This window comes from Sphingobacterium sp. 1.A.4, from assembly GCF_002734245.1.
In the GTDB taxonomy this organism is placed as follows: domain Bacteria; phylum Bacteroidota; class Bacteroidia; order Sphingobacteriales; family Sphingobacteriaceae; genus Sphingobacterium; species Sphingobacterium tenebrionis.
In genome coordinates, this window is record NZ_PEAZ01000051.1 from 15,653 (window position 1) to 37,582 (window position 21,930).

A 21,930-nucleotide genomic window follows, 5' to 3' on the forward strand; every position below is an offset into this window, starting at 1 on the left:
CAAATGAACATACCTATTGCCTATAGACTTGTCAAGTAACATTACGAAGGTAAGATATTTAATTGTAAAAGAAAGAATATTAATTTTTTATTCTTGGAAAAATAGGTTTAATGACAAAATAATAGCAATATATTATTTCTAATTCTGTTTCAGACTGCAATTCTTATCTTTGATATAAACAGTAAGCCATGGAAAAAAATCAGATCAATGCCGATGAGTTTGTATCCAAATTTATGGATGGGAGTTTAAAGCATCTGACCTATATCCAAACGCCGATTAAGATTTTTCCATTAAGGGATATTGCGCCCTACCTTAAAACTCCAGTTCCACCCATCTTCTTTGGCTACAATCTGTTGATCCATATTACAGAAGGATATTTTAACCAACAGATTGAATCTACCACCTTTATGGTGAATGCTCCGGCAGTGGTGATCTGTAATTATGGGCATATTTCGGCTATCCATTCGGTGGATAAATCAGCCCAGGGTTATTGTGTACTAATTAAAGAACAGGCGATGACCTCTATGTTTAGAGAACAGGAGATCCTCCATATCTTTAATATTGCCCCCTTATTAAACCTGAGTAAGGAAGATAGTCAGGAATTGAACAATATGCTCGATTTGTTATACCGGGAGATTTATACAGATAAACCCTATAAGGAACTGTATGAGAGTATTTTCAAAACCGTTGCCTTAAAAATCATTAAACTTTCCAATGCTAATAAGTCTTTGGAAAGGAAGCAGGAAATTGCGCTAGCATTTAAGCAATTGGTTCATCTACATTTCAATAAGCACAAGACCGTGGATTTTTATGCAGATAAACTGGCGGTTTCCATCAATTATTTAAACAGGTGCGTATCTTCTGTTTTCAATAAATCATCCAAAGAATTAATCCTGGAAGTGGCGATTATCAACAGCCAATTATTGCTTCTGGAAACCAACAAAAGTGTGGCCAGCATAGCCTATGAACTTGATTTTGCGGATCCATCTTATTTTACAAGGCTCTTTAAAAAGATTGTAGGTATCTCTCCGAGTGAATATCGGAAGGGTGTAAAGTAAATTTGGGTTTTGCACGATTTGTCCTAATTATTATCTTATTTCTCATAGTATAGCATTTCCTTATTAATTAATTTTGTATTGCTTGTTTCTGTCAAATTTTTAGTAAACAGGCATTAACAACATTGAAAATAACCAAGAAAGAAAAAGGAAATGAGCGAAGTAGTAGCACAAATAGATTTTAATACTTATATCAATACCTTCAGTAAAGAGCTGAAACAATTATTCCGTGAGGATAACGATATCAATCAACTAAGTTTGAATCGTGATCTTCCGAAGGAGTTTTTGAACAAGATCATGGCCCATAAGCCTTTGGCGGTGGCCATTCCAAAAATTCATGGAGGAAGAGGAGTTTCCGTAAAAGAATGTTTAAGTGTTCTTGCTGCTGCATCTTATGAATCTCTTCCTTTATCCTTGATGTTCGGGATCAATATTGCTTTATTCTTGGAGCCTTTAGCGAAATATGGACAGTTTCCTGTACAGGAGCACATTTTTAGCCAGTTTTTGGAAAAAAATGCAATGGGTGGATTAATGATTACCGAGAAAGCGTATGGTAGTGATGCCTTGAATATGAAGACAGCTTATCAGCAGGTTGAAGGATCATACCATATCAAAGGGCAGAAACATTGGCAGGGATTAAGTGGTGCAGCTGATTTTTGGTTGGTTACAGCACGAAAATTTGGCGCGAATGGTGAATTGGCAAGGGATATTGATTTCTTTGTAACAGATAACAATAAAGCGGAAGAGCATATTCCAATGGTTCATCGTTATAATAACCTAGGTTTATATGCAATTCCTTATGGAATCAATGAAATTGATGTGGTGGTTCCCGAGGAGCAGAAATTGACTCCTGAAAGTACCGGTATCAAATTGATGTTGGATATGTTGCACCGCAGTAGGTTGCAATTTCCAGGGATGGGAATGGGTTTCATTAAGCGTCTATTGGACGAGACCTTACAGCATTGTCAAGAAAGGATCGTAGGTGGTTCGCCATTATTGCAGATTGATGCGGTTAAGTATCAGGTAGCAAGAATTCAAGCGGCTTACACGATTTGTTCTGGAATGTGTGCATATAGTGTTGGACAGAGTGGGATTGAGCATGATTTGGCGACATTAAGTGTAGAAGCTAATACCTTGAAAGCACTGGTTACCGATTTGATGCAGGAATCTGCACAGATCAGTTTGCAATTGGCTGGAGCAAATGGTTACCGTTTGGATCATATTGCCGGTAGGGCAGTGGTGGATAGCAGACCATTCATGATTTTTGAAGGATCGAATGAGATGCTGTATAGCCAGATTGCAGAAGGTATTTTGAAATTGATGCGTAAGAGCAAGGAGACTAACCTTTATAATTTCTTAAAAACTTATAAGTCCGCGGATATCAGTGCGGATTATTTTAAATCAGAATTGGATCTCTCGGTAGATGGTAATTTGAAACAAAGAGACCTGGTGACGATCGGTAGAATGATTGCAAGGGTGATCAGTTTCCATTTTGTATTGAAAATGGAAGGGTTTAACCCTGCTTTGGTGGAAATCACCAGACAGAATATGCTTATGGATCTAACCATGTTCTTAGGACAATTAAATGCTAAGAATGAAGCTGATCCTTTGGTTGAATATACAGATAACGCCGATTGGGTTAACTTTCTAGGCTAGTATTTTTTCGTTCTTCCTAGGATAGATTTCCTTGCAAAGACGGAGGGTAGGATTGCTTCGTCGTACCTCCTCGCAATGACGGGAAAACGTACTTGCGAGGATTGATGTCATTGCGAGGCACGAAGCAATCTTCAAAAATGTCATGCTGAGCGCAGTCGAAGCATCTGTACGATCACCATCCCACAGATCCTTCAACTCCCCTCAACATGACATTTTTTTATGGAAATTTCTCAAAAAATAATCTTTATTCATATACCTAAGATTAAATCCATATTACCAACATACAAATTAGTATATTTAACACTATGGCCGAGAAGTTTTTAATTGATGAACAGACCCTCCGGGATCTCCAACTACGTGATTTTAGCAATCGTACCATTTTCAGTTTTTACGAAGAGGCTGTCATAACCGAAGGCGGCCAAGAATTCTTCCTTTCCGTATTCTACGATCCCGTATTGGATATCGACATCATAAAAAACAGGCAATCCAAAATACGTCGTTTAGAAGCGGTCGCCCATGAGGTTTTCCCATTCTACCGTGTCATCCTCAAAGACATTGAAAAGTTTATTAAAACCAGGCATTCCGGCGGGAGCACCTCCAACGGTCTCATGGATATCTTTGGCATCCGGACACCCGCATATTACTATAAAAAACGAAATATTTTTGAGGTCTGTGATTTCCTGATGGACTCCCAGAAGTTCTATCAAAAGATCTATGACCATACCCCCGATGAGGATCTGAAAGAAATGATCGATACCATTGATTCCTGTTTAGCGAGGATTTTTGATGGTAAACCTAGAGATCCCGAAAAGATCAAAATCAATATTTTCAACATCGATAAATTCGATCGACTGATCCGTTTCGAACTTTCCAGCAGAATAAAGAGAGCCATCAGTTTTTTCTATGAAATAGATGCCTATTTCGCTGTCGCTAAAGTTTCGGAAGCAAGATCATTCTGCTATCCCGAGGTATATCCCAAAAACCAAACGGGAGAGATTTATATGGAAGGTGTTTATCACATTTTCCATAAATCGCCTGTAAAAAACGATCTAAAAATTTCGAAGGATAAAAAGTTATGGTTCCTGACTGGGGCAAATATGGCCGGGAAATCCTCTATCATCAAAACGATATCCTCTGCCTTATACCTCACCCATATTGGTTTTCCAGTCCCCGCAGATCAGATAAAGACCGATCTTATTGACGGTTTATTTACCAGTATCAATCTGCAGGATAACCTGGAAATGGGCTATAGCCATTTTTATGTGGAAGCCATGCGTTTGAAGGATATCGTGGATCAATTAGAACCACATTCCAATGCGTTGATGATATTGGATGAGCTTTTCAAGGGAACCAATCATAGCGATGCTTCCAATGCGATACTGAAGGTCATGAAGAACCTGGCAGAAGTGGATGGGCCATTTGTGATTGTATCTTCCCACATCACTGAACTATCGGAAGAATTGAAGAAAATAAATACGGTGGATTTCTTTAAGATGAATATCGAAAGTGACCCTGACGGCTTGCCTATTTTCACATACAAGATCGTTCCGGGTATTGCGGAAGAAAAGCTGGGCATGTGGTTGCTCAAAAAAAGTGGTGCTTTCGAATCCATCGATAAATTAAAGGATCCAAAAGCACCAGAAATTTCATAAAGAAATGCAGCCTGATTAGGCTGCATTCATCATTTGTCTACATGCATCTGCACATTTCCTACATGCTTCCGCACATTCCTTGCAATGGTCCATTCCCATGGAAGCATGTTTTTCACATTCCTCCGCACATGCATCACATATTTCTGCACATAGTGTACAAATATCTTTGCTGAACTTGCCATCCAAACTCATGCTCGTTACGGATGCTTCACAAATAGCTACACATTCCAAATTCAATTGAATACATTTTCTCAAATGCTCCACATTTTCCTCATTCAAACATGCCATTGCACATTGATTACACATCACCACGCATTCGTTGCATGCTTCTATGCATTCCTGGTATTTTGTCTGTATCATAATATTTTGTTTAAAACCTCTATAGAACTCTAAGAGTCCGCCAGTAATTTAATGACCTATCTTTATAGAATGAACAGTTTATACTTGATATTGTTCTTCAATCATAGTAAAAAAATAACGCATAACCATTTGGCTATGCGTTATTTCCTTTAGCATTCTTTGTAGACTAGGTATCCCTTATTTTTTCAGATAGTTATCGAAGTATTTAGCGATTTTATCATACATATGAATCCTATCCTTACCCATAACATTGTGTTCATGGGTAGGGTATAAGAAATAATCTACTTGTTTACCGGCTTCAATACATTTTTGGATAAACTCCATACTGTGTTGTTGTACCACCACCGGATCCTGCGCTCCATGGATGATCAGTAGGTTCCCTTTCAGTTTTTCGGCTTTGTTCAATAGAGAAGTCTTTTCATAGCCTTCCGGATTTTCTTCTGGGGTATCCATATAACGTTCACCATACATCACTTCATAGAATTTCCAGTCCATAACCGGACCTCCTGCTACAGCAGCTTTGAAAATATCATTATGCTTTGTCATTAAGGAGCTCGACATGAATCCACCAAAGCTCCAACCAAAGATGCCCATGTTTTCTGCATCTACATAAGGTTGCGATTTCAGGTAGTCAATGCCCACCAATTGATCGGCCATTTCTGCTTCACCTAGCTTGCGGTGTGTTACTCGTGTGAAATCACGGCCACGAGCATCCGAGCCACGGTTGTCTAAGGTGAAAACGATGTAACCATTTTGTGCCATGAACATATCGAAGTAACCTAATCCTCCTAACCATCTATCGGTTACCATTTGAGCATGTGACCCACCATATAGGTACACCATGACCGGGTATTTTTTGTTCGGATCAAAATTGGTCGGATAAGTTATGCGGGCATTCAAAGGTGTTTTACCATCTGCCGATACGAATGATTTAAATTCGATTTTAGGAAGGTTGATTTTGCCCGTAAAAGGATTCGTAGCATGCAATATAGGCGTTGCTTTGCCGTCTTTCGTTGCAATGACCTGAACGATGTTTGGAGTGTTCAGATTGCTGTACTGATCCAATACATATTTACCACTGTTACTAATGCTGGAATTGTGTACACCATTGGTTTTGGTCAGTTGGGTAGTTTTTCCATTCTTTAATTCAACTTCAAAAAGATGACGCTCCATACCATTGTTGGTCGCACCAATATAATAGGCTTTCGAACCTTTCTCATCAAAGCCTTGGAAATTGGTCACCAATACATCCTTATAGCCTAATTGGCGGATCAATTTTCCTGAAGTATCGTACAGGTAAAGTTGGTTATATCCATCCTTATCCGTTTGATAGATGAATTGTTTAGGATTATTCGGTAAGAATGCCAATGCATGTTGAGGTTCAACCCAAGAGTCTGATTTTTCTTCAAACAAAGTTTGAACAAATTCGCCTGTAGAGGCTTTGTATTTGTTCAGTTTTAAATGGTCCTGACCACGGTTGAGAACACCAACATACACGAATTCCCCGGTAGGATCCCAGGTTACTATCGTCAGGTATTGTTCCTTCGGTTCCCCAGTCTGTAAAGTGATGGTCTGTTTCGTCTCGGTGTCATAGATTTTTAGGACAACTTCCTCACTTTTCATACCTGCCATTGGATAACGGATATCTTTGATGCTAGCTACCCGTGTATCCCATTGTGGCAATGGATAATTGCTCACCATGGTTTCGTCTTTGCGATAATACAATAACTTTTTATTATCCGCAGACCACCACATACCCTTATCGATCCCAAATTCATTTCTATGGATCACCGAAGTTCCATTGACAATGCCATCGATGGTATCTTGGGTTACCTGCAACTTCTGGCCATCAGCTTGGATGATTTCGATGTTATTACCAACCAAATAAGCTGATTGTGTATTTAATGATCCAATTTCTTCTCCTTCACGCTCCTTAGGCAAGGTGTTTTTGACTTGCGCGGTTTTGGTAGCTAGATCGTAAACCAAACCATAGGTATTGTTTTCCCCAGCAACTTGGAAGGAGATCCTTTTGTTGTCTTCCCATTGATAGCTGGTTGGGAAATTACGAAGGTTTATTTTTTCATTAGGGAGTACGGTTTTAATGGCCGATTGTAGATCGGATAGGCTGGCGATCTGCTGCGGTTTCCAATTGTTCTTTACATCGAAAGAAACCAAGTTCTGGTAGGTGCTGTCCAAGCTGGAAAAGGCATCCGTGTTTTTGATCCATTTTGCGGCAGGAAGGCTTTTTGCAGCGTATTTTCCAGGACCAAATACTGTTTCGTCAATAGTTAAATTCCTTTGTCCATAAGCGTAGCTTGAACTCAAAAGGAGCAATAACAAGAGTTTTTTCATTCTTTTTGAAAATTTTATGCAGACGAAATTAAGTTTTTATAATGAAATACCCATATATTAAAAAAGGTAAAGCCCGACAAAGAGTTGTCGGGCTTTACCTTGAGGTTCGGTTGTTTAGTTGATTACATCAATTTCTTTTGTTGCATTATGCGTTCTTCCGAACATATCTACGGCTTGGATTTCAATAGAATGTTTACCGGCTTTTAATTTTGGAAGTTTCAAGCGCCACACGTGTGCTGAATTGGAAGGATCGCTAGGTCTGCGGCCTTGGATCAATGAATTTGCACCATCATAGGCTAATAATTCCTTCATGTAGGCAGGGTCGAAACCTTCTGCTTTTTCCATGTTTTTCCATTCTCCTTGATCGATACGGTAAGTAACCTTATCTGTTGCCGATCCTAGGAAGAAGTTGGCATAGACATGATAACGGCCTGCATATTTTTCTTTGACTACCGAAGGGCCAAATAGACCAATGGTATAATCATCTGCTTTTCCAGCTACTTTATAATCGAAGTTATATTGGTTTCCATCGATATTCAAGATGGCATAACCTTTAGGCGTACCATCACGCATCGTAGACGCAGGAACACCTTTTTCATTCATCTGACCGGAGTACCAGTCACCAGAAGTTGTTCCCACATTATATTCATGATGAGGTTTTGCACCCAACCAATCGTGTTCCTGGGTGTAGAAGTTCTGCTGCTGATAATGGGTATGTGCCGAAAGAGAAAGGGTGTTTGGGTAATCTTTTAATAGCTCAAACAATCTTTTTCTGTCTTTTTTACGGAAGGATTTGTTGTTTTCAGGGTTCAAAGGAATATGGAATGCAAGTACCACCAACTTATCCTTAGGAACAAATTTCAAATCGTTTGCAATGAATTCCAACTGATCGGCTCTTAAACCACCTTGGTAGCTCTTTCCTGTCTCTGGATGTGGATAAATGATATTGTCCAAAACAATGAAGTGCGCATTTCCAACATTGAATGAATAATTATTAGGACCGAAAGTACGTTCGAAACCTTCATCTGCTAAGGAATCTTGAGTCACATCATAATTCATGTCATGGTTTCCCATCACATTGAACCATGGAAGTCCCATTTTACCAACTGCTGTTTTATAAGAAGGGTGTAAGGTTAGATTATCACCTACTAAATCCCCTAAACTGATGCCAAACAAAGGGCCTTTTCTTTCTTTTGCCTCATCGATCAGGCCTTTGCTGAAGTATTGGATTTCCTCTTCAGTATACGCTTGAGGGTCTCCGAATACGAATGCCGAAAATTGATTGGATTCCGGTTTAGCTTTTAAGGCGAAGTCGATCGATTTGGGTAATGGACCAGTAGGAGCAACACCTTGATATTTCAATTGTGGTGATCCATTAGGCTTGTGGATGTAATAGAATTTAGGGTGGTTGTCCTGATCAACAGGCAATTCATAACCGGTAGGTTTGATGACGAAAATGATGTTGTCGTTTTGGACTGGGATTTCGTATTTCCCTTTGTTGTTGGTTAGTACAACATCTTTTCCATTACTGATGGCAACACGTTCAATCCCGTTTTCTCTACGGTCTTGTTTTCCATTTCCATTTAAGTCGTTAAATACGGTTCCTTTGGCTAGGTCTTGTGCGAAGACCGATCCGGTCATCATACAGGCGATTAATGACCAATATAAATTTTTCATTTATCTTATATTATATTTTTATTTCTTTCAAAAGTAAAGAAACAGCTTTAAAATAAGATTAACAAATGATTAAGGAAGTGTTTATGGGTTTAATTATCTTATTTTTAAGATCTTCGGTGTGGAAATGTAACAAATGAACCGATTATTTAATCGGTTCATTTGTTTGGGCTAATCTTTGGGAGCCGGTATTTGCTGGGCAAGCAATATCATCAGTGGCATCATAGATTAATTTTTTTGATCCTCGATCTTTTATCAAACTTTCCGGCACATAGATTTGTACCTTGGTTTGCGAATATCCTGAAGGGTAATAGCGAATATAATATCCATCGGGATGTAGGGTCCAGATCCCACTCGGTATGTCTGCTCTTACTGGCGCCATTCCTGCCATGATCGCATATTTTTCGAACTCGCCATAGGTGTAATTTCCGGAGGAAACCAATTGGCGGATGTTGTTTTCAGCTTCGAAAATCTTTTGGATGGCTGGAGGCATGCTCGATTTAGCTTTCGCCATGACGTCAATTGGAAGGATACCCAAGGCACCACCTTCCAATTGGAGGATCTGTTTTGCAGTCAATAGGCGTAATGCAGTCTCTTTAACAGGTCCACTGTAATCAATGAATTTTGTTTTGGCAATAATGGTCCAAAGAAGCATTTGGATATCCGTCTGTTGCACTTCAGGATGTTTCTCTGCACTTTTAAGGATGGCGGTTACAATATCTTTTTTCTTACCAAGTATAGGCGCATACATATATCCATCCCCAGCAGACGGAGCGTAGGTTCCTGCTTTTAGGCAATAGCTTTTGTTGATCATTTCAAAATGTCCCGATTGCAGGACATAGCCATCATCGCCATTTTTTGCCAATGTTGAAAATGGAAGAAATTGGGCATTACTTTCAAACTCTGGCATTTCTTTGCCTTCTTGATTTACATCGTCAAAGCTGGTGCTAATGGCTTCAGGTTCCTTTAAAATTTTATCAAGCCCTAATGCCTGTGCACCTTTGGAGGTAACAGCTTTTCCAGCTTTATTCAATAAATCCCCGAATTGGGCAGAAGCCATTTGACTATTCAAAAGGATGGTAAAAAGTAGAATTGCGCTAATTTTAAGTTTTTTCATTTGATCAGGTAAATTTGATATTGATTTAAAAATAATATAATCTTTTAAATTTACCTGCTCTTTTATTTAAACTATGTATTAAGCTTTGAATAATTACTAATTTTTTTACTATTAAAGATTAAAAGGACACCCAGGATTATTTTAAGCCCATGTATATCGAAATTATTCCATAGGAATTTTTGATAAGGTTCATCCTTACGAAGGAGCAGCATGTTTTTTATTACAGACAAAATAAAATCTGGAATATTTAGGATGATGATGGCAAGTCCAAGAATAAGCAAAGCGATCTGAAATATCTTTTCATAATTAAATTGGCTGTTTTGAAGGATTTCTAGTTGATATTCATCCTTTAATTTTAATAGATTAATGATTATTTCTGTTCTGAAAAGTAGAAAATAAGCCAAGATCCATTGAATAAGCTGGAAAATTATTAATGAAGGCAAAATGACTACTGTTTCTCTTGCCATTTGTATGGTAAAAAAGAACATGCTTAATTCCTTGAGGGAATTGATACTCCATAAGAAGAGGATGATTCCAATGATTTTGATCGCAAAAATAAAGAGCTCCGTTTTTTTCATGGTTTGGGAAAATGTGGTATGTGTAGTTTATTTTATAAAAATATGTTGTATTTGTTTGAAAATCAGTGGAAATATAAAATTTCCCTTGTTGTTATACAAGGGAAATTAAAAATTATGTTTTTCAATGGTAGAATTATTAAAATTTATGCGTGAAAGCTATACTTCCATAAAAGGGTAATAGTGGGACGGTTTTAAAATCCTGATTCAACAATTTTCCTCCACTTAAGGTAAGTTCGTTGTTTATAAAGCTCCATCCTGTCTGAAATCCATAATGAAAATTTCCACCCATGGCTGGTTCTATCCATCCATTTTTAACCGAAGGAAAGGATTCCTTATAAGCTGCTGAATGCTTGAAATGGCTAGCAATAGCTTTATCAAAGCCAGCTTCTGAAGCTATAAACCATGAGGCTTTGTAATAACCTGCAACTGCATTCATATCCATTCCAAAATTGGATATACCCACTTGGTCATTTTCAAATCGCCGATAAATTCCTCTAACATCACTGGAAATGTGGAGCCTTCCGATCTTTATCCACTGGATTTTGATTCCGACCCGTGATTTCGGGTCATCCAACATCTCTTCACCAATAGGTAAAGAGATATCGCTTGTCAACCACAATGGAATAACTTTTTTATTTAGTTGGAATCCATAACCTAATCCGTAAATGATGCCGTATTCAGCACCGAGTTGGGCTTGTAGAAAATGTTTCTGATCCATTTTGTTTTCCAGATTGATAGTCTGTCCATGAGCCGTAGATGCTGTTAGGGTGAATTGTAGACTAATCATTAGGATAAATACAAGCCTAAACCCAAGATATAAATATTGATTTTTCATGATTACTTCAGGTTGTTTAGAAATGATAATACATTAGGTTTGGTCTGCTGAGTCCAAGCATCAGCATTGGTAATGATTCCGTCATGGCCAACATCCTGTATTTTTACTTTCTTTACGGTCTTAAATACGCTGGTAATCTTATCGGTTCATTGATCGGGATAAGCTTTATTTTTGGATGAATAAAAGAATAGGATAGGTTGGTTGAAATTTTCAATCCCTGTAGAGAAATCCAGTTTATCTCGGTCTGCTTCCTCAAACATGACTGTAGAAATGATCGCCCCATCACGCCATGAACTGCTTTTGTCAAAATCTCCTTCTCCTGTAATGGGGTTACTGGAAGAGAACATACTCATTTTATAGTCCAAAATGGCATGATCATTTTCAGCACCGGTTATGAATTGATCCAGGTAGGTAGCATTGTTCAAGGCTTCCGACCAAACATTAAGAGACCTCGAATTTTTAACATAGGTTTCTACATCCGCCCATTTTAATCCACCAGGTTCGCATAACACCATTCCTTTGATAAGGGAAGGATATCTACCAGCAAAACCTGAAGCTAACATGGCGCCCCATGAATGTCCGAAGAGAATGATTTCTTGCTGGGGATCACGCCTGTATTGTTCAATTACTTTCTTCAGATCATCATAAAGCAGATTAATAATGGCTCCTTTTTCTTTGGGATAATCTTTTTTGTCGATCCTTTGGGATAATCCAGAACCTCGCTGATCAAAGAAAACGACTTGGTAGCCGTTAGATACCAAATCTTTGGCATTCAATAAATACCTGTAATCTCCACCTGGACCACCATGGATCATTACCAGCATTGGCCCCGTCTTGGGGCCAAAAGATTCGGCATGAAGAAGAACGCCATTTGAACGAAAAGAAGGCAGGTTGGCATCCTCATCTACTGTTTGAGGAACCAGAACGCCAGATTTGGCAATCTCCATTTTTTCTTCGCAGGAATCCAAAAGGATTGGGATTAAAATCAATAATCCGAAACGTAATAATTTCATAAACATCATTTTTTGATTGATGCCACGAAACTAAGCTTCGAATCAATTTTAAGGGTCTCATGGAGCCTTATGAGACCTATTATTGAGGTATTGAATTCTTTTGATACATCTTGTCTAGGAATTCCTTTGGTGTGACACCTTTTATTTTTTTGAAGTTTCGGTGGAAGGAAGCTTTAGAATTGAAACCACAATCGTAGGCGATGGAAAGGTAAGTAAACCGTTGATTCTTTGGGTCTGTCGCCAAGCTGATAAATTCTTCAATGCGCATTTCATTGATGTATTCATTGAAATTTTTATTTTCCATGCTATTGATCACTTCAGAGAGGTAATTCGGATGAACTTCCAAGAGTTCAGATAAGGTATCCAAGCTGAGCGCGCTATCTTTAAATGGCTTTTCATTTTGAAGAAAGGTTGTCATTCGTTCATGAATCTCGTTGGCTTGTTCAGGATGAAGTGATGATTTTTTATATCTTATTTCCTTTTTTTCTGGGATTTCCAAAGCTTCCAAACCTTCCTTTACCATATATATTCCTTGATCCGAAACTTTTGGATTGGTGAACAGAAAATTCCTTATTCCTGTAAATCCCAACCAGATCAAAAACAGCATAAATGTGATGTAAATATATTCTTCAGGGAGAGGGGTAAGGGCCAATATCCATATCCCGCTGATCCAAATGCAAAGATTCCTGCACCAAAATATTTTTTGGACAAACTCCAAGTTTGGCGCTTCGTATAAACCTGCAATTTTTTTAGTCCTGCCAATCAATAGAAAGGACTTGCTGATAAAGAAAGCGCCAGAGAAGATAATCAGTATATAATTCACCTTTATTTGCCATTCATAACCTTTACCTTCTTGCTCAATGATACGTACAGCCTCTCCATGATCGACTAAGTAAGCATCAATGAAAATTAAATTGGCTGCTATAAAGGGAAGCAGGTAGGCAAGGTTTTGCCAAAGAACAGCTTTTATTCCAAAATTCTCTTTGATATAGCTAAAGAGTAAAAGGGGATGAAGGATAGGGAGGGTAAAACTGAAAATCAAAACCTTCGGATAATTAATATAGAGTTGATGGATAAACATATAATGCGCACTCAAATTTAGGAACGCGATGATGATCCAAGTTCCAAGGAGAATATCCGTTTTTATCAATCCTTTTTTAGTAAAGATCAGCAACAATAGAAAGAGTGAAATTATAATTCCTGCAAGATAAAGCATAGGGGTTCGGAATAAATTATGAACAAATAAACGATGAAATTCAGTCTTATTTCACAAGGATAAGTTTCAATTTATAAGTTGATACTGCTATTTATCTTATATACAGCGAAATATAAAAAAAATTTTAGGGGTTCAAACTTATAATTTAAAACTATTTTCCCCAAAATGGCTACTAATTTTACCCTTGAGTTAAATCTATGGAAAAATCTGTAAAGCTGCAGAGAAATTAATATGATTTAAAATTTAAAAACTTTAAAATGAAAAGAAGTATTCAAACAGGATTAAAGGGTAAATTGATGGCCTTAGCTTTATTGGGAATGGTTATCGCTTGTTCAAAGGATAACGATGGGTCTCCAAAGCCGAGCAATGATATACAGGCCGCTGTAGGTACCTTTAAAGGAAAGATTCGCGTAGCTGAACAGGATTATTTCAATGCTATTGTAATCGTCAGTAAAGAAGGCGATGATAAATTAAAAGTAGCTGCCAAAACAGGGGAGGCTTATAGTGCAGTTACCCCTAAAGTATTCAAGGTTCAAAATATTTCCAATATCCATATTTCATCAAGTGTAAATCCATCCGGATCTCTTACATATACGATGGATTCCAAGGCTGTTCACATTTCAACTAATAAGGAAGCTGCTACAGATGTAGAGTTTTATTTTCAAGGCACAAAACAATAATCCCTAATGCAAAAAACCATGTTTTGTTGTTAAACAGGATCCCCGAGCTGCTCGCCCGAGCAGTCGGGTTGTTTTTTTTTCCAGTCAAAGAATTGTTCTACCTAGCTTAATTGAAAATAATTAGTAACATAGGTTACGGTATTAACCAGCAGCACGAAGTAAATTGCGGTTTTAGCGGTTTTATTATAGCTAAATTTAATACCCAGTTTAGAATTTATTAAAATACCCAGTAAGAAATATCCGATAATACTCATGGGGATAATAATCGGTTTCTTGGCGAACGCCGGACTATATTGTTGTAATAAGGTTGTGTCTAAAATAAAGACTAAGACAATCAGTAAGATTAATAGGAAAATGTAAAAATATTTGTTCATTAAATTGATTAATAAAGGGTCTTTATAAATTTAGTAAAAACCTATTGATTTTAATCCAAAATAAGCACCAAATAAATAATCAATCTTCCCAGCAAAATGATTCCCATTGGATATAAGAAGAACCATTTAAAAGCAGCATACTGCATATCCGTCCAAGAATCAAAAAATTTAGGGCGTTTCATTCCTTTAGAACAATCAAAAAACAGTATAGTTGATAGAAATTTTTAAACCATAATTAAATAAATGCTTATATTAATTCAAATGTTTAAACAATTCCTCCTTATTGTTTTTTTATTCAGCATTTCAAAGTTATATGCTCAATCAGCATATACCTTAATCTGTAAGGTCGATAGTTCCCTTCACCTTGAAAATGAAACTTTTTATTTAAAGCATATCAACAACGGTGATATAAATCCTATGGTCCATGATTCGGTAAAGGTTAAGAATCATCAATTTGTTTTCCAAGGAACAATGAATACGCCAGCGGTATATACCCGTTTGATCAGTAAAAAGGATGGCTCTGAGAAATGGTTTATGTTAAGTTCTGGTACCAGCCATGCCGTTTTTTCCAAGCCAAATTTCAATCCAAAAAGCGGGAAGCCTTTAGGAATAAGCAGTTCATTCACTATCCCAGGAGACGAAAGGTTCCGATTAATGGAGATCACTGATAAGTTATATGATCTGTATGTGGAGGAGATCGATAAATTTAGGGAGCTTTCCAATTCCAGCAAGGAAGAGACAATTCAGGATCAATTGATGGATTCTTCCTTTCATTATATGGACAAAAAAAATCCTTACCTAATCACATTGATAGAAGAGAACCCATCCAATTATACTTCCTTATATCTATTAAGTTATTATCGGCCAAACCTATTGAACAAAGATGTTGGAAAATTGGAACAACTCTTCAATGGGCTGGATGAAAGCTTGAGGCAAAGCGAAGAAGGGAAACGACTTCAAAAGATTATCAACGCCAAAAAGCATATAAATGTAGGCATGATGGCTCCAGATTTTTCCATGAAAGATATGCATGGAAAGACCATAAAATTAAGTGATTTTAGGGGTAAAAAAGTACTCTTGGATTTTTGGGCAAGTTGGTGTGTTCCCTGTATCGAAAATCTTCCTAAACTAAAAGAATATGCTGAAAGAGAGAATCTTACCGTATTGGCCATTTCTTTGGACCATGATCGGAATAATTGGTTAAAAGCTATAAAAAATCATAAATTCGATTGGGCCATTCATATTTCTGAACTTCAGGGATGGAAAGGGCCGATCGTCCAGAACCTCTATAACATTGAATCCATACCTAGAAGCATCATCATTGATGAAAAGGGCAAAATGATACACATTGATTTAAAATTATAATTCCTATTTCTTTCCCGTAGATCTCCTTCCTCCTGAAAGTACAGCAAGAAAACCCGCTAAAATTTGCTTATTAGTTTAATTTTCTCTATATTTGTAATCATTAATTATTGAATTGAACAGCAGAATCTAAACCTTTAGTCTGCATTAAAGCCGTAAAGTTTGATTGAAATACATGTTATTGGTCATCCAATACATCGGCTATTTATTGCTTTAAAACCTAAGTAAAAACAATTAGAGAAATGAAAAACATGTTATTAGCAACTGATTTAGATGGGACCTTCCTAGGAGGACAGATGGAAGAACGATTACGTCTCTATCAGATCATAAAAGAAAATAAGAATATACAGCTGGTCTTTGTTACAGGCAGGGGTATGGAATCGGTCATTCCCTTATTGAACGACCCTACTATTCCAACACCAGATTATGTCATTGCAGATGTGGGATCTACAATTTTTGATGGTAACTCCTTGGCGGCAATCGACCCGATACAGCATGAGATAGAAATAAATTGGCCTTCCGTTTATGAACTGCAGGAGGCCTATGCCGATATTCCCGGATTGGTGTACCAAAATGTACCCCAACAGCGACGTTGTTCCTATTATTACGATTCGGAAACCGATCTTGAAACGGTACAAGAAATTGCTGCTGAAATGGGTTGTGATGTGATCACCTCGGTGAATAAATATTTAGATATTATGCCCAAAGGAGTCAATAAAGGTAATACACTAAAAAAACTTGTTGACCTATTGGAAATTCCATACGAGCAGGTGCTCGTAGCTGGCGATACCCTGAATGACCTTTCCTTATTTCAAACTGGGTTCGAAGGTGTTGCGGTTGGGGATTCCGAAGAGGCTCTATTAGAAGCTACCAAGGGACTTTCCAATGTCTACCAAGCGGAAGATGCTGGGGCAGCAGGTATCCTGGAATGTATGGAAAGGCATGAAAGGTTTCGGACCTACGTTTCCAATAAACCATCTGAACCCATGCTCCTGGATTCTTCAGAAAACAAACAGCTGATCATGGTATACCATCGATTACCCTATGAACGCAAACTGGTAGATGGTGAACTCAAACAGGTGGCTCCTCAAAGTCCAAATGGTATTATCCCATCGTTATTGGGGCTTTTCGAGCAGGGAAGACCTGGCGTCTGGATAGGTGAGGAGGTCGATCTCGGTGAGAACCAGAGCACAGAAAAGCAAAAAGTAGATGTGGAAAAATATCCTCATTTAGATGTATCCGCTATAACACTTTCCCAAAAGGATATCGATCAGTTCTATCGGGTTTTTTCAAAGGAAGCCTTTTGGCCAACGATATTTTCCTTCGTCGATAAAGCGAAATTCAATCACAAAGATTGGGACCATTATTTGAAGATCAACAGGTTGTTTGCAGAAAGGATCGCAAGAGAAGCAGACCGAGAAGCCTTGGTCTGGATTCATGAATATAACCTGTGGATGGTACCTTCTTTCCTAAAAATGTTGCGACCCGACCTGAAGATTGGATTTTTCCACCATACAGCATTCCCAGCCGCCGATATCTTCAATACCATTCCATGGCGACGGGAAATCATCGGAAGCCTTTTGATGTGTGATTTCATCAGTTTCCACATACCGAGGTATGTAGAGAATTTTATTGATGTTTTAAGGAGTCATACGCCGTTCGAAATAGAAAAAACAATAAATGTTTCCAATCAGTTTCTGACCTATAGCATGGCGTTAGGGGTGGAGCATATGACCAAAATCATTTCGGTAGAAGGTCGTACCATTCGCTTAGGGGCGCAGCCAGTAGGCGTAAATTTCGAGTTGATCGAAAGGATCCTATCCCAGGAATCCATTCAGAGGCGAATTGAAGGGTATAAAACAGAAGCAGCAAAAACGGGTGTAAAACGTATAGTTTCCATCGAACGGATGGACTATGTCAAAGGGCCTTTGGAAAAGGTACAGGCTTTTGGAGAATTCCTGAAACAACATCCTGAATTTCAGGGTAAAGTGGAATTGATCAATGTATGCACGCCACCATCCAAAGGGATGCGGATATACGATAAGATTCGTGACCAAGTAAACCAGGCCGTTGGGGAGATCAATGGTAAATACGCCACTTTAGATTGGACCCCGATCCAGTATTTCTACCAGGCATTACCGTTTGAGGAAGTTCTTATCCAGTATGCTTTGGCGGATGTTGCTTGGATCACCCCATTAAGGGATGGATTGAACCTGGTTTCCAAAGAATTTGTAGCTACGCAAGGAGTACTGAAACAGGCGGGGGTACTGGTTTTATCCGAATTTGCCGGCGCATCAGTGGAACTTCCTTATTGCGTTCCAACAAATCCTTACGATCAGTTGAGCATGATCGAGTCTTTACACCAAGCATTGACCATGGAAGAGGAGGAAGCCCGGATCAGGATCAGAAGGTCGCTCCAGCAGATCAGACATTACGATATCCATTACTGGGGAAAGGATTTTGTGAGGGAATTGGAAAGTTCAGATGAATTAAGCGTATAAACTAAATATAAAAATGCAAGTAGAACAATTAGAAAACGTTGAAGGGAAAATAGAAAAATTTATAGATAGTGCGATAGCCTATGCGCCAATCTTGATCAGTTCCATTTTATCGGCTGCATTAGTCTTATTTCTGGGACTTTGGTTGATCCGAATGGTTAGAAGGCTTGTAGATAAGATCTTCATCAAACGGGAGGTCGATCCAAGCATCCGTACCTTTCTTGGCAACCTGATCAATTGGATATTAAAGGTAATGTTGTTTATCGTGGTGGTAAGTCAGTTGGGCGTACAGACCTCTACATTTATTGCTGTAATCGGTGCAGCCGGGCTGGCTATTGGTCTTTCCCTGCAAGGTTCCCTATCAAATTTTGCCGGTGGAGTTCTTATCCTACTCTTTAAACCATTCCGTGTGGGAGATTATATTTCTTCCTCTAGTGGTGTGGACGGTACTGTTAGGGTGATCGATATCTTCAATACCCGATTGGTAACCCCGCAGAATCAATTGGTTATTATTCCAAATGGGGAATTATCAAACAGTAATATCACCAACTTTACGGAATTGGGTACACGCAGGACTTGGTTTGATATAGGGGTATCCTATGATGCAGACCTACGTTTGGCAAAATCCATTCTATTGGAGTGTATTCGCAAAAATGAATATGCCTTTAACGATCCTGCACCAGATGTGGTGGTTACCAGTTTGGGAGACAGCGCAATCAATCTTTCCGTACGTGTAACGACCAGCAATGAACATTTCTGGGCTATGCAGGAACAACTCATCATCAGCTGCAAGGAAGCCTTGGATTCAGCAGGCATAGAGATCCCATTTCCACAAACAGATATCCATATAAAGCGAAAATAATACATCTCTATTGTCATTTTTAAGAGGGATATTGACGTCTTGGCTTATAAATTGTAGGGAGGTAATTTATTATTGGAAAAGCTCAGCAAAAGAAGAGATGACACTTAAACTAGGTTTCAATACGAATTATCAGAAAAATATATTTACCGGATACCAGAAACATATCCTTACTGGTTTCTTTTCTATATTATTATTAGCTGGACAGGCGCAAGAGAAGGAAAAACAGCAACCTGCAACTTTGGATTCCATAGAAATAGTAAGGGATTACCGTCCGATGCTAGCGGATGTGGTCAAGATCAGGCGTACACCGGATATGGACATCGATCGGAAGGCATTGGAAGTTGAATTGCGGCAGATCGCTGCCGGCATGTTCTATTCCCGCTACGATTTCCGCGAACCCTTTCATAGTCCTTTGCCGGAAAGATACCCCAATGCTTCCCGAAATAATATTGATAATAACCGGATAGGTATCATGGCCTATCGGGGTAAAGAGTATGAACGTGCCAGTTCCATACTGAAGAAGGTGGAGCCGGGAGATGCTTTTTATCAGAGTTCCATCATCGCCCTAGGAAAGATTGCACAGGAAAATGGCGATAAAGTAAATGCCAGGAATGCATTCTACAAAGCATCCCAACTGAGTTTCGATAAGGAATTGAAAGCCGATGCCTTATACAACTATGCGAAGATGCTAAATGAATTGGATTCGGTGCAGGTATCCTTACAACCTTTAAAGGATTATCTTGCCCTGCGATTTGAGGGCGTAGATTTAAGCGCCAACCAAAAGGAAACCACGGAATCGCGAATGGCGGAGATCCTCTCCGGAAGTAGCAATTTTGAGACTGCCGTTTATCTGTTGGAATCCTTCAGTAATCGAGATCAGAAAGCAGAAGAGGTCTACCAGAAGATTACCTATTATCGAGGTTTGGAGTTCTATAACGAACGTGCATTCGAAAACAGTATTTCCATGTTCATGCGGGCCGAAAAATCTACCTTAAATCCCGAAATGGCAGCATTGGCAACCTATTGGAAAGCAGAAGCCATGTACGAAGTCCGCAAATTCAGCGAAGCAGTCGACAACTTCAGCAGATTCCTTCGTCTTCCAGCAGCGAAAAATACCTCTGTATATAATTATGCAAATTACGCTTTGGCCTATGCGGCATTCCGCATCAATAGGTACAGCGTGGCTGCCGATTATTTCGAGCGGTTTTTAGCATCGGAGGGAAGCTCTTTAGATAAGAAGGTGAAATACGATGTGATGGCTCGATTGGGAGATTCCTACCTCACCATGCGTAATTATGAAAAAGCTAAAGGTTTTTATGATCAATTGATCAGCGAGAAGGCACCGAACCAAGATTATGCCTTGTTTCAACAGGGAATTATACAAGGCTTGCAGGGAAATAATGAAGGAAAATTACAAACCTTGCTATCTGTTGTAGAAAAATATCCAGGATCCAACTATGCAGATGATGTGGCCTTTGAGATCCCATACATGTATTTTACGATGGGTGAGTATGATGCTGCAATAGAAGGGCTTCAGAAGATGGTCAAGCAATATCCTCGAAGTAGTTATGTGCCTAGAGCCTTAGTAACCATTGGTTTGGTTCAATACAATAAGGATGAAACGGAAGCAGCTATGGCTACCTTCCAAAAAGTGGTGAAGGATTTCAGTACAACTTCAGAGGCCGCACAGGCCATGGCTTCCATTGAAAGTATTTATCTGGATCAAGGCGATGCGCCGAGTTATATTGAATATGCCATCAATAACAATATCAGTAACCTGAGTGAGGCAGAGCAGGATAACATGGCATTCCAAGCAGGAAGAACCTTGTTTGCGAGAGGACAGTATGGACCAGCTGTTGAGGCGATCAATGCTTATTTTGATAAGTTTCCAAAACCTAGACAAGAGAAACATGCGCGTTATATCCGTGGAGTGAGCTTATACCATACCAATAAGCCCCAGGAAGCCCTGCATGATCTGAATATCATTCTGAACGATTGGACCAGCCCTTATACCGAGAAAACCTTAATGACTGCTGCGGCACTTTACCTGAGTCTAAAGGAATACAACGAGGCGATTGTGCATCTTAAAAAGTTGGAGCTGAATAATGACTATAAGGAAAATTATGGTTATGCGGTCACGAATCTGATGATCTGTTATTTTGAATTAGGCGATTACGAACAGATGAATAAGTATGCGAAGTTGGTTCAGGGCTATGAAAAGGCTACGGAAGAGGAAATTGCTACGGCGCATCTGTATGCGGCTAAGGCCAGTTTAAAGCAGGAAAACAAAGAAAATGCTTTAAAAGAGTTTAATCTGGCGGCATTGAAGAGCCAAGGGGCTGTGAGTGCTGAGGCGAGGTATCGTGTGGGATTGATGCAATATGATAACAAGGAATACGACAAAGCCCAAAAATCAGCTTTTGATGTGATCGAGAATATGGATTCGCATGATTACTGGGTGGCGAAGAGCTTTATCCTCCTTGCAGATACTTATTCCCGCAAAGGGGATAATGTTCAGGCAAGAAGTACCTTGGAAAGTGTGATCGAAAATTATGAAGGTGATGATGATATTATTCCTACAGCAACCGACCGTTTACAGAAATTAAAGAAGAAATAATTTTATAAATAATCATCAAGACTTTCTTG

Annotated in this window: 16 protein-coding genes; 8 read left to right on the forward strand and 8 right to left on the reverse strand. The window is 38.8% G+C overall.

The window, feature by feature from the left end; all coding sequences use genetic code 11:
* The first annotated feature begins 188 nt into the window (after positions 1-188).
* The 3 genes from CRJ00_RS08055 to CRJ00_RS08065 all read left to right on the forward strand — a co-directional run bounded on the left by CRJ00_RS08055 (position 189) and on the right by CRJ00_RS08065 (position 4,363).
* A complete protein-coding gene (locus tag CRJ00_RS08055; RefSeq protein ID WP_099366362.1) occupies positions 189-1,058 on the forward strand; it encodes a helix-turn-helix domain-containing protein in 870 nt (289 codons plus the stop codon).
* A 150-nt stretch (positions 1,059-1,208) separates the two neighbouring features.
* On the forward strand, positions 1,209-2,711 hold the full coding sequence (locus CRJ00_RS08060) for an acyl-CoA dehydrogenase family protein (protein WP_099366363.1): 1,503 nt from the start codon (positions 1,209-1,211) through the stop codon (positions 2,709-2,711).
* Positions 2,712-3,016: 305 nt separating this feature from the next.
* Entirely contained in the window at positions 3,017-4,363 is a 1,347-nt protein-coding gene (locus CRJ00_RS08065) for a MutS-related protein (protein ID WP_099366364.1), read from the forward strand.
* Between the two features lie 15 nt (positions 4,364-4,378).
* Here the strand turns inward: CRJ00_RS08065 and CRJ00_RS08070 are convergent, their stop codons facing one another.
* The 8 genes from CRJ00_RS08070 to CRJ00_RS08105 form a co-directional block, all read right to left on the reverse strand.
* Positions 4,379-4,723: a four-helix bundle copper-binding protein gene (locus CRJ00_RS08070; RefSeq protein WP_099366365.1), complete on the reverse strand. Its 345-nt coding sequence runs from the start codon at positions 4,721-4,723 to the stop codon at positions 4,379-4,381.
* Between the two features lie 177 nt (positions 4,724-4,900).
* Complete coding sequence (locus CRJ00_RS08075) at positions 4,901-7,075, reverse strand: S9 family peptidase (RefSeq protein ID WP_099366366.1); 2,175 nt, start codon at positions 7,073-7,075, stop codon at positions 4,901-4,903.
* A gap of 114 nt (positions 7,076-7,189) precedes the next feature.
* Positions 7,190-8,752 carry a calcineurin-like phosphoesterase C-terminal domain-containing protein gene (locus tag CRJ00_RS08080; protein WP_099366367.1) on the reverse strand — a complete coding sequence of 521 codons (1,563 nt, stop codon included), beginning with the start codon at positions 8,750-8,752 and terminating at the stop codon, positions 7,190-7,192.
* Positions 8,753-8,894: 142 nt separating this feature from the next.
* The gene (locus CRJ00_RS08085) at positions 8,895-9,866 is read right to left on the reverse strand and encodes a hypothetical protein (RefSeq protein WP_099366368.1); all 972 of its coding nucleotides are present in this window, start codon (positions 9,864-9,866) and stop codon (positions 8,895-8,897) included.
* A gap of 71 nt (positions 9,867-9,937) precedes the next feature.
* The gene (locus tag CRJ00_RS08090; RefSeq protein WP_144038124.1) at positions 9,938-10,333 is read right to left on the reverse strand and encodes a hypothetical protein; all 396 of its coding nucleotides are present in this window, start codon (positions 10,331-10,333) and stop codon (positions 9,938-9,940) included.
* 247 nt (positions 10,334-10,580) lie between these two features.
* Positions 10,581-11,231: a hypothetical protein gene (locus CRJ00_RS08095; RefSeq protein WP_218962198.1), complete on the reverse strand. Its 651-nt coding sequence runs from the start codon at positions 11,229-11,231 to the stop codon at positions 10,581-10,583.
* A gap of 194 nt (positions 11,232-11,425) precedes the next feature.
* Positions 11,426-12,292, reverse strand: a complete 867-nt coding sequence (locus CRJ00_RS08100) for an alpha/beta hydrolase (RefSeq protein WP_180268450.1) — start codon at positions 12,290-12,292, stop codon at positions 11,426-11,428.
* A gap of 79 nt (positions 12,293-12,371) precedes the next feature.
* A complete protein-coding gene (locus CRJ00_RS08105) occupies positions 12,372-13,508 on the reverse strand; it encodes a helix-turn-helix domain-containing protein (protein ID WP_099366372.1) in 1,137 nt (378 codons plus the stop codon).
* A gap of 257 nt (positions 13,509-13,765) precedes the next feature.
* Between CRJ00_RS08105 and CRJ00_RS08110 the strand changes: the two genes are divergently transcribed.
* The 5 genes from CRJ00_RS08110 (at position 13,766) to CRJ00_RS08135 (ending at position 21,901) form a co-directional block, all read left to right on the forward strand.
* The gene (locus tag CRJ00_RS08110) at positions 13,766-14,188 is read left to right on the forward strand and encodes a hypothetical protein (RefSeq protein WP_099366373.1); all 423 of its coding nucleotides are present in this window, start codon (positions 13,766-13,768) and stop codon (positions 14,186-14,188) included.
* A gap of 635 nt (positions 14,189-14,823) precedes the next feature.
* Complete coding sequence (locus CRJ00_RS08120; RefSeq protein WP_180268451.1) at positions 14,824-15,927, forward strand: TlpA disulfide reductase family protein; 1,104 nt, start codon at positions 14,824-14,826, stop codon at positions 15,925-15,927.
* Between the two features lie 239 nt (positions 15,928-16,166).
* Positions 16,167-18,425 (forward strand): glucosylglycerol-phosphate synthase, encoded by a 2,259-nt coding sequence (gene ggpS, locus CRJ00_RS08125; RefSeq protein WP_257213721.1) that lies wholly within the window; start codon positions 16,167-16,169, stop codon positions 18,423-18,425.
* Positions 18,426-18,438: 13 nt separating this feature from the next.
* Positions 18,439-19,284, forward strand: coding sequence for a mechanosensitive ion channel family protein (locus tag CRJ00_RS08130; protein ID WP_099366376.1), 846 nt, complete (start codon positions 18,439-18,441; stop codon positions 19,282-19,284).
* 97 nt (positions 19,285-19,381) lie between these two features.
* Positions 19,382-21,901: a tetratricopeptide repeat protein gene (locus CRJ00_RS08135; RefSeq protein ID WP_099366377.1), complete on the forward strand. Its 2,520-nt coding sequence runs from the start codon at positions 19,382-19,384 to the stop codon at positions 21,899-21,901.
* Positions 21,902-21,930: the final 29 nt, after the last annotated feature.

What these genes read in the sequence shown, in the direction of transcription:
- CRJ00_RS08055 (WP_099366362.1), top strand. Translation starts at nt 189, where the DNA reads ATGGAAAAAAATCAGATCAATGCCGATGAGTTTGTATCCAAATTTATG.
- CRJ00_RS08060 (WP_099366363.1), top strand. Translation starts at nt 1,209, where the DNA reads ATGAGCGAAGTAGTAGCACAAATAGATTTTAATACTTATATCAATACC.
- CRJ00_RS08065 (WP_099366364.1), top strand. Translation starts at nt 3,017, where the DNA reads ATGGCCGAGAAGTTTTTAATTGATGAACAGACCCTCCGGGATCTCCAA.
- CRJ00_RS08070 (WP_099366365.1), bottom strand. Translation starts at nt 4,723, where the DNA reads ATGATACAGACAAAATACCAGGAATGCATAGAAGCATGCAACGAATGC.
- CRJ00_RS08075 (WP_099366366.1), bottom strand. Translation starts at nt 7,075, where the DNA reads ATGAAAAAACTCTTGTTATTGCTCCTTTTGAGTTCAAGCTACGCTTAT.
- CRJ00_RS08080 (WP_099366367.1), bottom strand. Translation starts at nt 8,752, where the DNA reads ATGAAAAATTTATATTGGTCATTAATCGCCTGTATGATGACCGGATCG.
- CRJ00_RS08085 (WP_099366368.1), bottom strand. Translation starts at nt 9,866, where the DNA reads ATGAAAAAACTTAAAATTAGCGCAATTCTACTTTTTACCATCCTTTTG.
- CRJ00_RS08090 (WP_144038124.1), bottom strand. Translation starts at nt 10,333, where the DNA reads ATGGCAAGAGAAACAGTAGTCATTTTGCCTTCATTAATAATTTTCCAG.
- CRJ00_RS08095 (WP_218962198.1), bottom strand. Translation starts at nt 11,231, where the DNA reads ATGATTAGTCTACAATTCACCCTAACAGCATCTACGGCTCATGGACAG.
- CRJ00_RS08100 (WP_180268450.1), bottom strand. Translation starts at nt 12,292, where the DNA reads ATGAAATTATTACGTTTCGGATTATTGATTTTAATCCCAATCCTTTTG.
- CRJ00_RS08105 (WP_099366372.1), bottom strand. Translation starts at nt 13,508, where the DNA reads ATGCTTTATCTTGCAGGAATTATAATTTCACTCTTTCTATTGTTGCTG.
- CRJ00_RS08110 (WP_099366373.1), top strand. Translation starts at nt 13,766, where the DNA reads ATGAAAAGAAGTATTCAAACAGGATTAAAGGGTAAATTGATGGCCTTA.
- CRJ00_RS08120 (WP_180268451.1), top strand. Translation starts at nt 14,824, where the DNA reads ATGTTTAAACAATTCCTCCTTATTGTTTTTTTATTCAGCATTTCAAAG.
- ggpS (WP_257213721.1), top strand. Translation starts at nt 16,167, where the DNA reads ATGAAAAACATGTTATTAGCAACTGATTTAGATGGGACCTTCCTAGGA.
- CRJ00_RS08130 (WP_099366376.1), top strand. Translation starts at nt 18,439, where the DNA reads ATGCAAGTAGAACAATTAGAAAACGTTGAAGGGAAAATAGAAAAATTT.
- CRJ00_RS08135 (WP_099366377.1), top strand. Translation starts at nt 19,382, where the DNA reads ATGACACTTAAACTAGGTTTCAATACGAATTATCAGAAAAATATATTT.